Source organism: Maribellus luteus (assembly GCF_003576475.1).
Classification (GTDB): Bacteria; Bacteroidota; Bacteroidia; order Bacteroidales; family Prolixibacteraceae; genus Draconibacterium; species Draconibacterium luteum.
In genome coordinates this window covers 117,705-130,882 of the sequence record NZ_QWGR01000008.1, presented here as the reverse complement: position 1 = coordinate 130,882, position 13,178 = coordinate 117,705, and the positions used below count along the sequence as shown (strand labels likewise).

General features: G+C 47.1%; 10 protein-coding genes. 1 reads left to right on the top strand and 9 read right to left on the bottom strand.

Translation table 11 applies throughout. The annotated features are described in order from the left end of the window. Positions 1–389 precede the first annotated feature (389 nt). The 7 genes from D1614_RS14925 to gdhA form a co-directional block, all read right to left on the bottom strand. Positions 390–3,020: a TonB-dependent receptor gene (locus tag D1614_RS14925; protein ID WP_162304514.1), complete on the bottom strand. Its 2,631-nt coding sequence runs from the start codon at positions 3,018–3,020 to the stop codon at positions 390–392. Between the two features lie 144 nt (positions 3,021–3,164). Next, entirely contained in the window at positions 3,165–3,638 is a 474-nt protein-coding gene (locus D1614_RS14920; protein WP_119438761.1) for a hypothetical protein, read from the bottom strand. Continuing rightward, positions 3,635–4,459 carry a peptidylprolyl isomerase gene (locus D1614_RS14915; protein ID WP_119438760.1) on the bottom strand — a complete coding sequence of 275 codons (825 nt, stop codon included), beginning with the start codon at positions 4,457–4,459 and terminating at the stop codon, positions 3,635–3,637. The genes D1614_RS14920 and D1614_RS14915 overlap by 4 nt, the downstream gene beginning before the upstream one ends. A gap of 55 nt (positions 4,460–4,514) precedes the next feature. Further along, the gene (locus D1614_RS14910; protein WP_119438759.1) at positions 4,515–5,150 is read right to left on the bottom strand and encodes a DNA-3-methyladenine glycosylase family protein; all 636 of its coding nucleotides are present in this window, start codon (positions 5,148–5,150) and stop codon (positions 4,515–4,517) included. After that, positions 5,147–5,467, bottom strand: coding sequence for a hypothetical protein (locus tag D1614_RS14905; protein ID WP_119438758.1), 321 nt, complete (start codon positions 5,465–5,467; stop codon positions 5,147–5,149). The genes D1614_RS14910 and D1614_RS14905 overlap by 4 nt, the downstream gene beginning before the upstream one ends. A 97-nt stretch (positions 5,468–5,564) precedes the next feature. Beyond that, entirely contained in the window at positions 5,565–7,967 is a 2,403-nt protein-coding gene (locus D1614_RS14900; RefSeq protein ID WP_119438757.1) for a TonB-dependent receptor, read from the bottom strand. A gap of 162 nt (positions 7,968–8,129) precedes the next feature. Next, the gene (gene gdhA, locus D1614_RS14895; protein WP_119438756.1) at positions 8,130–9,485 is read right to left on the bottom strand and encodes an NADP-specific glutamate dehydrogenase; all 1,356 of its coding nucleotides are present in this window, start codon (positions 9,483–9,485) and stop codon (positions 8,130–8,132) included. Positions 9,486–9,781: 296 nt separating this feature from the next. On the opposite strand from gdhA, the gene leuS reads away from it, so the two are divergent. Continuing rightward, positions 9,782–12,433: a leucine--tRNA ligase gene (leuS, locus tag D1614_RS14890; RefSeq protein ID WP_119438755.1), complete on the top strand. Its 2,652-nt coding sequence runs from the start codon at positions 9,782–9,784 to the stop codon at positions 12,431–12,433. An 89-nt stretch (positions 12,434–12,522) separates the two neighbouring features. On the opposite strand, the gene D1614_RS14885 is transcribed toward leuS, so the two are convergent. Further along, positions 12,523–12,792, bottom strand: a complete 270-nt coding sequence (locus D1614_RS14885) for a hypothetical protein (RefSeq protein ID WP_119438754.1) — start codon at positions 12,790–12,792, stop codon at positions 12,523–12,525. Between the two features lie 17 nt (positions 12,793–12,809). Further along, positions 12,810–13,178 carry a DsrE family protein gene (locus tag D1614_RS14880; protein ID WP_119438753.1) on the bottom strand — a complete coding sequence of 123 codons (369 nt, stop codon included), beginning with the start codon at positions 13,176–13,178 and terminating at the stop codon, positions 12,810–12,812.

The window sequence follows — 13,178 nt, the reverse complement described above, 5'->3', positions numbered from 1 at the left end:
GAAAGCTATGCGTTAATTATTGGGATTGCATGTAACCTTCTGAAATATTGTGACATGTTGTTTGGTATTTGTTTGATTTGATTCAATTGATAATTACGAATGTCCTGAAAGGACTTAACATGAATAACCGTGTGTGAAACGCACGGTAGAAAACGGATTCGAACACCAGCCCTGAATAGGGTTGAATAAAATAAAAAAAGAATGTTACTGTCACGTGTAATTCCTATTGGGAAGAGATAACCTTCATTCAAGCACCATCGGTTATTCCGTCAGTTGACGGATATTCAAATCCAGTCCTTTTGCAAAGAGGATATTTCAGTTTCTGTTTTTGCGTTCTTTTGCGTAAAGCTTGGCGTGCTTTGCGTGAAATCTACTATTGCAATACTCTGCTACCTGTTTCGCTTGCTTCTTTTAAAATAAGGTTTTGGTTTTTTGGTGAAATTCCACGTGAGTTTGGTTCCCACCATACGGGGCGGGCCGGGAACAAAAGTCGGCACCCCAAACAAACTTCCGGTATTTCCGGCGCTGGTAATGTATGGTTCATCCAGCACATTGCTGGCCCACACCGACAGGATAAGATTCGGATCATCCAATTCCAGTCCTCCGTTGATGTTTAGTAAACCGTAAGCATCCTGTTCGAGCCCCGGAGTGTTGGCATCTTCGAAGTACATGTGCGATTTCCATGCATACGATGGCGTTACAAAAAGCTGAATGGTGGGCGTGATGTTTACCCGTGCATGAAATCCCACGTTCAGGCTGTGTTCGGGCGCGAGGCTAAATACGTTTCCGGCGTATTCCTGGGTTTGCCCGTCCACATCGGTAGAGTCGAATTCGGTCTTTAGCCAGGCGTAATTGGCAAATAAGTGAAGCTGCTCAATAACCGCTACCCGAAGACTGGCTTCCGCTCCGTACGAAGTGGCCTGTCCTCCGTCTTTCGAGATGTAATTAAATTCACCTGTAGATGCATCGGCCACCCAGGCACGGGTCTGAAAGTTTTTGTAGAGCTGGTAAAAGCCGGTAACATCCACAAAAATGCGGTCGAAGAAAGCAGCTTTAAAACCCGCTTCAAAGTTGTCCAGTGTTTCGGCATCCAGTACCTGTTTTTCGCCGGTAGAGGTAAATTGCAATACGTTGGGCCGGCGTCCGCGCGAATAATTGGCAAAAAGGTTTCCGTATTCGTTCAAGCGGTATTTCACCCCCCCGTGGTAGGTAAACGATAAAGTGCTTTTGCTGATCTCCTGCCAGTCGCTTGGGCGGAAAAATACGTTGGGAGCATTGCCCAGGTATCCGCCCAAAACAGAGGGATCACCACCGGTCATACTGGCTTCATTTCCTAATTTATAACGATCGTAAACAATGCGCGCACCACCCGAAACAAAAAACTTCCGGCTTAGCTGGTAGCTTACATCGATAAAACCTTCGAGGGCCGAATTGGTTGCCTTGCTGTAGTTTTCTTCCTGGTGATTGGTGGGAAGATCAACATAAATGGGAACGTTGTTTATAGAGTCGTATCCCACGGGAATGACGGGGACTGATATTGGCTGCCCGTTGTTGTCGACCAAAGGCATGGGCGGACTGGAAAGCAAAAGATTGGCCAGTTGTTGCTCGTTGGGCGAAAACCAGTAAGTCTGGTCGGCCGTTTCGCGCCAGTAACTTCCGCCCAGCACTCCGTTCAGGCGGCTGTTTTGCGAGAAATTCCCCCTGATCTCCTGGTAAAACTGGCTGGCACTCGAATTTTCTGCCATGTCAATGGCTGCCGATGCCGTTCCGTCGCCGTCCCAGCGCGCCGAAGCATCGTTGGTGCGGTACGAGGTAATGGACGTCCAGTAATTGTGTTCGCTCATGTAGAGACGGTAATTCAGCGTGACGTCAAAAACTTCCTTCCCGGTTCCCAGGTTGGTTCCCTGTTCGTGCGAGGCTACGCCGCTAAAGATTCCGACTGTACCGTTGGTGTTGGCCAGACTGTCGGGCATAAAGGCAATTCCCGGGGTATCGTCTTTCTGGTAATTCACCACCAGGTCGAATTTGTGGTTCCAGGCCGGTTTAAAGCGCACCGAAAAACGTCCGCCGTAGGTGTTTTTTCCCATCAGGTCGCCGCCAAAAGTATTTTCAACATAGCCGTCGCGGTAGTTGTAAATACCCGCTGCCCGCACCGCCAGTTTGTCTTTTATAAGGGGCAGGTTTACAAAACCGCGCACTTCTTTTTGTCCGTATTCTCCGTATCCGGCAGTCATACTTCCATTGAATTCTCCGGTAGGCATTTTGCTGACATAATGCACGGCCCCGGCCTGGGCACTCCGGCCAAACAGCGTGTTCTGCGGGCCTTTTAGCACTTCCACACGGTCCATGTCATACAATTCGAGCGAGGCCCCGCTTGCACGGTTGATCGGAACATTGTTGAAATACACCGAAACACGCGGCTGGGCGCTCGGGCTTACTTCGTCGCTGCTGAGGCCGCGGATTGCAAAAGTGGGGCGGTTGGCGCCCTGTTCGCGAATGTACAAGCCGGGAACAAACTCGCTCATCAGGCTAAGGTCGGTAATATTCGATTGTTCCATGGCTTGGGCACTGACCGAACTAATGGCCGTTGGAACATCGAGTATTTGCTGTTCGCGTTTTTGTGAGTTCACCAAAATGGGTTCAAGATGAATGTTGTCGAGCGGTAGCATGACGTTTTTTACGTTTTGTCCCTTACGTAAAATAATGTCGGCCGTGTGGGTTTTGTAGCCGATAAACGAGACCCGCACCCGCGTCCGGCCTTCAACCAAACCGGTAATCAGGTATTCCCCGTCTTCGTTGGTATTTACGCCCTTTGCTGTCCCGTCGATGGTAACCGTGGCACCCGGCAGTGCATTGTAATCTTCGTCGTACACCGATCCCCGGATAAAAACCGAAGGCATTTCGTTGGTAACCGCTTCGGTGCTGCGGTACTTGCGTTTTACCTTGTCGCGTTTTTTTGATTGGGTAAAAGCGGTGGTTGACAGCATAACAAGGAGGAGTAAAAGGCCGGTTATCTTCATGAATCTGAATTTTTTACTGAACTGAATAACTAAAAAACGAAAAGTAAGGATCATTTATTTTTACGCTCACGAATATAGTATGATTTATCTGCCTGAATAAACGGTTGGGGAGGGAGAGATGTTTAAGCGGGCCGGATACTGTTTTTACTTCGGAGAATAAACCGGTTTGTGCAGCCAGATGGCAAATTCATCCAAACATTTGTAACCGTCATCTTGTGTTTTGCATTTTTTGATGGGAATGGCCGGGCGTTTGGCTTGGTTCACCAGGTAAATCCGGTATTCGGTTTTATGCGAAGTGTTGCTTCGGTTAGAGCGGCTGTACATCCGGTAAACTTTTCGTATGGGAACAAGTGTTACGCCAATGTATTCGTCGAGCGATCGCCAGCGCCCGGTTTTAAACAGCCCGAATTGTTTGTTGTAGTTTCTGAATTTCTTTGTTTCCGTATCTATTTCCACTCCGGAATAGGTGGCAAACAAATAGGCTATGGCCAGCGAACTGACTCCGGCCAGGACTGGATGATGCTCGAGCAAGCCCATCAAAAGCAGGGGTATAAAAAGAAAGCCAAAGAAAATATACGGGCCGGTTAAAAAGTGCGATATTTTGTTGTCGATCTTCATGGTTCAATAATACTGGCAGCAACAATTCGTATGTCGCTGAATGGCCGGCTGAGCGAATCAACAGGCAGGGCCGCAATCGAATCCACCACACTCATGCCGTCGATAACTTCTCCAAAAACCGTGTAATTCTGATCCAAATGCGGGGCGCCTCCAATGCTTTTGTAGACTTCGCGGTGAGGCTCCGGGATCGAGTATCTTTCAAAATTTGTATAGTTTTTACTTCCCGACTGTATGCTGTCTGACCATTTCCGGTTCGCTTCTTCGTTTTCTTCCTGCAAGGCCAGTTCCAGCGAATCACGAAGGACTTTGTTGGCCGGGTCGTTTACAAAATAATGCGCTGCCAGCCAGTCGTTGATTCTTTGTTCGGCTCGCTCAAGCGTACTGTCGGTTTGAACTTTTCCCTGAACAATAAAAAACTGCGAACCCGATGAGGCACGGTCAGGATTGTTATCGCGGGCAGCAAGCAGTACCCCGCGTTTATGGAAAAGTTCCGCATTTATTTCTGCCGGAATGGTATAATCGGGGCCTCCGTTTCCGAGCGCTTCACCTGCCTGGGCATTTTTGCTGTCGGGGTCTCCCGACTGTATCCCAAAACCGCTAACGACCCGGTGAAACAGCATTCCGTCAAAATATCCTTCTTTTACCAGTTTTACAAAATTGTCGCGGTGCAGTGGAGTTGCGTTCGACAATTCGAGCAGTACATTTCCCTTGTCGGTGCTTAATTCAACTCGAAGGGGTTGTGGTTCGGGTGTTTTTTTAGGGGAAGAAGTACAGGCGTAAATCAATGTAAACAGAAACAGAAAGTATTTTGGACGAGTCATGGTTTTTGCTTGTTGATTCTCAAAGCTACGAATTTTAGCGGTTAAGCAAAACTGTTTATTCCAGTGTTAGTTGGCGCCGTTGAATGTAGGAATGCCATAAAATGTAAGTAGCCACCGAACGGTAAGGGGCAAATTTCTCCATGTAGCGGATGATCTCTTCTTTTGACGCTTCCGGTGGAACCAGTTTTAGTTCGTACACTGCTTTTATGGTAGCCAGGTCGCCGGGCGGAAAAATATCGGAGAAGTGCAGGCTCATCAGCACATACATATCAACGGTCCAGTGTCCGATTCCTTTTAGCCGGAGCAAGCTTTCGCGGATGCTTTCTTCGGGGAGTTGATTTAGCGCATCGAGATCAAGTTTTTTGTCCACAATCTCGCGGGCCAGCAAACGGGTATAAACGGTTTTTTGACGGCTGAAAGAACAGGAACGCAGCTCTTCGTCGCTCAATTTCAGAATATTTTCCGGTGTTATTTCTCCCACTCGTTCCCGCAGGCGAACAAACGCCGCCTTTGCCGAAGCCAGCGAAACCTGTTGCTCCAGAATGGTAAGTACCAGTGTGGCAAAATTGGGATCGCGGTGCCAGAACGGCGGATAAGCATATTTCCGGATCACGGTATCCAGCGCGGATTCCTGCCCGGCACACCAATCACAAAGAACCAAAAACTCTGCTTCATCTTTGATTTTCTTCATCCCATAAAAATAGGCATTTCTGAAATTTGAATGTTGGCCTGAATGAAAGGGGAACGAGTAGGATTATTTTCTCCGTGTGTCTCCGTGTTTTCTTTGCGGTTCTTGGTGTCACGCTTTTTTTTTACACAAAGTTGCGCAAAGAAGACGCAAAGTCCCCAAAGGTCTTCCACAGAGTTAACTGCGCCTCCATTGTCGGAGATTAGTAGGAATCCGTAAAAAAAAAAGAGGGATGCAAGCACCCCTCTTGAAGGCAATACCGAATTAAATAAATTAAAAAATCTCAATGATTTTCTGCCTTCCTGCTTTAGAAACGGCAAATGAATTTTTTTAGTATTAGATAAAATCGATTATTTTGATTGATTTGATATTGAAAATTCAATAACTGACTCATTGTCTGCGAATATGCGTCTTCAGTTATATTTTGAATAAGGCCGAGAACATGAAATTTACTCCCGGTGCCACAATCCCGGAAGAATAGGATCGGTAACCTTTGTCGAATATGTTTTCAACGCCCGCGCTAAGCGTGATTTTAGGGTGGATCCTGTAATTCGACTTCAGGTTGAGTGTCCACCATGAAGGCAGGTGCGGATTTCCGTTTTCATCCGGCAGGTACAAGTGTGGCTTGTCTTTTTCGTCGGGCGCCAGGTCGTTGTAGCCGAGCTTTCCGTTGTAGTTGAGGTAAAGGTCAACATACCACAGTTGATTTTCAAAAACAAGGTGCGACGAGCCAAAGGTGGGCGGTACGTGTCGCATCGGAAAACCATCCGAATCTTCTCCGCGGGTAAGGCTGATGTCGTGGCGGGTACGCCAGTTGTTGCCAAACAGTATTTCCAGGTTCAGGTTTAGCCCGTAAATTTTGGCTGATTCGGCATTTACCAGAGCTTCCACTTTGCTCAATTCCCCGTCGTACATGATATAATCCTGCCCGTTCAGCGAGAAATCCCTCCGCACCATGGCATCTTTCAGCCAGCTGTAAAAACCGGTGATCTCGAATTTGGCATGGTCGTGAATATTCCGGAGAACGTTGATTTCCAGGTTTCGTGCATATTCGGGCTTTAGATCGGGGTTCGGCACCACCACGTTGCCCGGTTCGGAGTCGAACACTTTGGCGATGTCGTCGATGTTGGGGGAGCGAAACCCCGTAGAACCGTGCAGGTTGATTTGCCATTCTTCCGTCGGGTGCCAAACAACTCCCAGGTTGCCGTTAAAAGCCGAGTTGTCCATGTCAAATCCGTCGAAGGGGAAATTGTAATACTGTTTGTCAAAAACTCCTTCGAGTTGAGTGTAGGTAAAACGCGCACCCACCTGGAAAATAAACTTCGGGCTCACATTGTATTTAAAGGAAGAATACACAGCAAAGCTGTTGTATTTCGAGCCATCGGGGTAGCGTGGGGCAATGTTTTCCGTTTCACCTGAAAGCAGGTCTTTGGATATTCCGCTTGAGCCAACATCGTTCAGGTAGGCTTCCAGACCGTAAAACAGTTCGGCTTTTTCGTCAAAATCTTTTCCAAAGTCGAGGTTAAAAGAAAGAACCTTTACGTTTTCCTCCCGGCTTCTTCGGTTTTCGTAGTTCAGTTTCCGGTCGTTACGGCTTTCGGTGTAGTCCTGGAAGCCCACTTGCAGGCTAATGCGGTCGAAGAGCAAGTGCGGAGCGGTGTACTGCGCGCGGGCCGAAGCCAGTGTCCAGATCTGCGGGCCGTAATACCATTCGGCGTAGGCCAGCCTGTCGTTCTTGTATTCAATCAGCCGGTCGTAGCGCGGAATATCGCCGGTACGCGAATGGTTGGCGCTAAAAACCAGGTCGAAACGATCCGACGGGCGGTAACGCAGTTTTCCCAGTAGATTGAACTGGCTGTAGCCTGTGTATTTTTGAACCAGGTCGTTGTCGTTTGCCACAATTCTGTCAAAGCCATTGAACGGGCCGTTCGCAACATATTGGGGACGAAGGTATGCGTCCGGCCCCTGGCTTCCCATCCGGAGGTCGTCGAAGTCGGTGTAGGTCGTGCTCAAGACAGCTCCCCATTTTTCGCCGCCCAGGTTGTAGGTACCATGAACGGTTTGTTCCATGTTGGCACTCGAATAGCGGGTGAACACCTTTCCCGACGCCTCGGGGGTCGAGGTGGTGGAAAGCTTGGGATTTACCGTGTTGAAGCTCATTACTCCCCCGAGTGCATCGCTTCCGTAGATGACTGAGCCGGGGCCAAAAATAACTTCGGCGCTTTCGAGGCTTTGTGCATCTACCGAAATTACATTGTGCAGGTTGCCGCTGCGGTAAATGGCATTGTTCATCCTGATTCCGTCAACAACAAGCAATATGCTGTTGGCTGAAAAGCCACGGATCATCGGGCTTCCTCCGCCCATCTGGCTTTTTTGAATAAAAATGCCGTTTTGATTTCCAAGCAGATCAGCAGAAGTTTGCGGGTTGTAATGTTGTATTTGCTCTGCCTGGATGCTTTGAATGTAATGCGGGATTTCTGATTTTGATTCGGCCCAGCGGTTAACAGAAACCACCACCTCGTCAAGCCGAACCGGGTTTTCTACCAATATGACCTGGTTGCCCTGTTTGCTGATCTTTTCTTTGGTAGTAGTGAGCGACAGATAGGAAGAATGTTTGAACAGGATTTTTTCGCCCGGTAAAAAGCCGTCCATGTTGGCTTTTCCGTTTTCATCCGATTGCGAGGAAAAACTGTCGGAAATTAGTACAACGCCTTCAATGGGGGCGCCTGATTTACTGTCGGTTATTTTTACATAATTTTGTGCGTGCAAGGAAAGGGTGGTCAGCCATAAAATCAGAACAAAGCAGAAACTTTTTATCATGGTCGTTTCATTCGTTTATATTTAGTCGTCAAGTTTTGGCAAAAGTATAATTACGCGCGATTGTAACAAAAATCGTACCTGTAAACGGGTGTGGTGATGTGCGGATAAAAAAATCCGGTTCCCCTGAAGAAACCGGATTTTTGAAATTATGTATAATATGTTTTATACAAGTCCCTGGGCAATCATTGAGTTGGCTACTTTTACAAAACCTGCAATGTTTGCTCCCTTAACATAATTAACAGAGCCGTCAGGATTTTGACCGTATTTTACGCAGGTGTTGTGGATGTTAACCATGATGGTTTTCAGCTTCTGATCCACTTCTTCGCGTGTCCAGTTGATGCGCATGCTGTTTTGAGTCATTTCGAGACCCGAAACTGCCACACCTCCGGCGTTTGCTGCTTTCCCCGGCGCATATAAAATGCCTGCTTCCAGAAATTTATGTTTGGCTTCGTAAGTCGAAGGCATATTCGCTCCTTCGGCTACCACAAAACATCCGTTTCCGAGCAAAGTGTCCGCATCTTCACCACTAATTTCATTCTGAGTGGCACATGGAAGCGCTACGTCGCATTTTACACTCCACGGACGTTGGTTTTCAAAATAAGTTACGTTGTACTCTTCTGCATATTCCTTGATTCTTCCGCGGTATCCGTTTTTCAGGATTTTTACGTATTCCAGTTTTTTACGGTCAATTCCTTCCGGATCGTAAATCGTTCCGTTCGAATCAGACAGGGTAACCGGTTTTCCACCCATGTCGAGTACTTTTTCAACGGCATATTGGGCTACGTTTCCTGAGCCAGAAATGGCTACTGTTTTTCCTTTAATGCTGTCGCCACGCATTTTTAACATCTCTTCGGCAAAGTATACGGTTCCGTAACCGGTTGCTTCGGGTCTGATAAGAGAGCCTCCCCATTCGATTCCTTTTCCGGTAAATACGCCGGTAAACTCGTTGCGTAAGCGTTTGTATTGTCCGAACATGAAGCCAACTTCGCGACCTCCAACACCGATGTCTCCGGCCGGGATATCGGTATTCGGACCAATGTGACGGGATAATTCGGTTGCAAAGCTTTGGCAAAAGCGCATTACTTCGTTGTCCGATTTGCCCTTGGGATCAAAGTCAGAACCACCTTTTCCGCCTCCCATTGGCAGAGAGGTAAGGCTGTTTTTCAAAACTTGCTCGAAAGCCAGGAATTTGAAAATACTCAGGTTGACGGACGGGTGAAATCTTAACCCACCTTTGTAGGGGCCAATGGCACTGTTCATTTCAACCCGGTATCCGCGGTTTACGTGTATATTGCCAAGGTCGTCGCTCCATGGAACACGGAACATGATAACCCTTTCCGGTTCCACCATTCTTTCGAGTATCTTGGCCTGCAGGTAGCGCGGGTTTTTTACCAGAAATTCGGCAAGGCTTTCCACAACTACGGAAACAGCCTGGTGAAATTCATTTTCTCTTGGGTTTTTTGCTTTTAAATACGAGATAAAATCTTCAGTGTACTGAGCTGGATCTCTAAAATTCATACGGTAAAAAATAATTATGTTATTCTGTTCAAGATTAAAAGTGCAAATCGATTTCCGGATAACCCGGTAAAAAAATTTAGTCTGTTTTATATACTGTCAAAGTGAAGGTATGTTGCCTACGAAATTATAAGAATTTTCGGGTTTATATTTACAAATGATAAATAGATTCGTTTAGATTAAACGGAAAATTAATATTCTGAATCCTGCTTTCCGGTTTGGTCAACTTCCCTTTCACATCCAACAAATTGTGTATCTTTGCCGCTTGAACTTTGAATCGTGTATAATCATTCGATAAGATGGAATATAAATTTGCGGAAATTGAGCCGAAATGGCAGCAGTATTGGGAAAAAAACAAAACGTTTAAGACAGTAGACGACTTTTCGAAACAGAAATATTATATCCTCGACATGTTTCCTTATCCTTCAGCGGCAGGTTTGCATGTGGGGCATCCGGAAGGTTATACGGCAACAGATATTCTGAGCCGTTACAAACGGATGAAAGGTTTTAATGTGTTACACCCGATGGGGTACGACGCGTTTGGGCTTCCGGCCGAGCAATATGCGATTCAAACCGGAACACACCCTGCGGTTACAACCGGGAATAACTGTGATAATTTCCGCAGACAAATCAAGGCCATCGGATTGAGTTACGATTGGGACCGGGAGATTAATACCACCGATCCGAAGTATTTTAAATGGACGCAGTGGATCTTCAAACAACTGTACAATACCTGGTTTGATGAAGAACTGCAAAAAGGCCGTCCGATCTCTGAATTGGTGATTCCGGAAGAGGTAAAAGCAAACGGCGAAGAAGCCGTAAAAGCATACATAAGTGAGAAGCGCCTGGCTTATTACGACAATGCACAGGTTTGGTGGTGCGATTCGTGTAAAACCGTTTGTGCCAACGAGGAAGTTTTAACCGATGGCTCTCACGAGAAATGTGGCAATCCGGTTATCCGGAAAAACCTGAAACAATGGTTGCTGCGCATTCCGCACTACGGCGAACGGCTGCTAAACGGTTTGGACACACTTGACTGGCCTGCTGGAGTAAAAGACATGCAGCGTAACTGGATTGGGAAATCAACCGGGGCCGAAGTGGATTTTGAAATCGATGGCCTGGGCAAAAAACTACGGGTTTACACTACCCGTCCGGATACACTGTTTGGCGCAACCTACATGGTAGTGGCGCCCGAGCATGCGTTGGTAGGCGAACTGGTAACCGACGACAAAAAAGAGGTAGTGGAGGCTTATATAAAGGCAGCTGCGTTGAAATCGGATCTGGACCGTACCGACTTGGCAAAAGAAAAAACGGGTGTTTTTACGGGGCGCTATGCCATTAACCCGGTGAACAATACAAAAATCCCGGTATGGGTGGCCGATTATGTGTTAACCGGTTACGGAACAGGCGCTATTATGGCGGTTCCTGCGCATGATACCCGCGACTTTGAGTTTGCCAAGGAATTTGATATTCCGGTAATATGTATCCTTGATCCAAAAGAGGTGGAAAACCGTGATGAGGTTTTGACAGGAAACGCTTGCTGGACCGAAGACGGTGCTTACATTAATTCTGCCAGCGCCGAAACCGGTATCGATATAAACGGTTTGAACAAAGCCGCCGGTATGGCAAGAATTATTGACTGGCTCGAAGAAAAAGGTATCGGAAAGGCGACGGTGAACTTCAAACTGCGCGACTGGTTGTTTAGCCGTCAGCGTTACTGGGGCGAGCCATTCCCGGTTATTCACTGGGAAGACGGTGAAGTTACTTTGGTGGAAGATGAGAATCTGCCATTGGAGTTGCCCGATCTGGAAGAATACAAACCCAGCGAAACAGGCGAATCGCCACTGGCGAATGCCGAAGACTGGCTGATTGTAACCGATAAGAACGGAAGAAAAGGCCGCCGCGAAACCAATACCATGCCTCAATGGGCCGGATCGTGCTGGTACTACCTGCGTTACATCGATCCGATGAATGCAGATTCGATTTTTGATGTTAAAAAAGAGCAATACTGGATGCCGGTTGACCTGTATGTAGGTGGAGCTGAACATGCCGTATTGCACCTGTTATATTCGCGTTTCTGGCACAAAGTGCTGTTCGATCTGGGAATTGTTTCGACCGACGAGCCGTTCCAGAAGTTGTACAACCAGGGAATGATCCTGGCTTTTGCTTACGAAACGCTTACCGGAGCAAAAGTAACTTCTGATTTGGTAGAAGAGAAAGACGGGAAATATTTCCATACCCAAACCGGAGAAGAGCTGCGACAGATCGTTGCCAAGATGTCGAAATCGTTGAAAAACGTGGTAAATCCTGATGATGTGATTGAACGTTACGGGGCCGATTCGCTGCGTTTGTACGAAATGTTTATGGGACCGCTTGACGAGCGCAAACCCTGGGCTGAAAACGGTGTAAAAGGAGTTTTCAATTTTCTGGCACGTGTTTACCGCTTCTTTTCCAATACTGAAAACATTGTGGAAGGGGAGGAAGATCCCGAAGTGGCAAAACTGTTGCACCAAACCATCCGGAAAGTGGGTTCCGATATTGAGAACATGAAATTCAATACGGGCATTTCTGCTTTGATGGTGTTTAACAACCTGGCCATCAAAAAAGGCAAGGTAACCAAAGCAACCGCTGAAACCTTTGCCAAAATTCTTGCTCCGTATGCACCGCACCTGGGTGAGGAGCTTTGGTCGATTTACGGCAACGCCGAAACACTGGCCTACGAACCGTGGCCTTTGGTGGACGAGAGTTTGCTTACCGAAGATACACACGAATACCCGGTTTCATTCAACGGTAAAATGCGTTTTAAAATGGAGTTGCCGCTCGATATGCAACAGGCAGAAGTGGAGAAGGCCGTTTTAAGCGATCCGCGCGCCGAAAAATGGATCGAAGGTAAGTCGGTTCGGAAGTTTATTTATGTTCCGAAAAAGATCATCAACATTGCTGTAGGATAATCAGTCAATCAAAAAAATACTAAAGGGACGGTCCATTTAAAACGGATCGTCCCTTTTTTTATGTCGAAAGCTACTTGGATTATCTATTTTTACCCATCCTCTTTTCCTTTTGTGCGAGCAAGGAAGCCTGCCTGCGGTAGGCAGGGACGATAAGTCAGTTGTTCTTTGATAAAAGTCGATTTATTCATTTTTGTACTTATTCTCACCGGCGAATCATCTTTCCCTTTGTAAGGGAGATCCACCCGGATGACCTGGTCGGACGGGGACAGGAGAGAGGGTAAACTAGCAGAAAAATGCGCTTCCATTATTTTTATAAAAAACTGCAACCACCGGAAAACTCCAGTGATTGCAGCGATCATAAAAAAGTACCTCTTTGTTAGAAGCTCAATAAAGCTGCTCCCTCTTTTACTCGTTCGTGAATGGCCACCGAGCCGACTATTTTTACGCCTTCCACCAGGTCTTCTTCCGAATAGCCTCTTACCTTGGCACAGGGTGGGCAAACACTGATACTGCAACCGTTGCTAAACACGTTCCGGATCATTTCTTTCATGGTCGGGTCCTCCGGATTGGGCCGTGCTTTTTCGGCGGCTCCCTTGCGCACCCAGTCGATGGCTGAGCTTACCAGGAAGATGGATACATCGAGTCCGTTGTTAATACCGCCGTTTGCAATGCTCCATGCTACGGATGAACGTTCGTCGTCGTGACCTCTCGAAATAACTACTACTAATTTTTGTTTTGCTTTCAT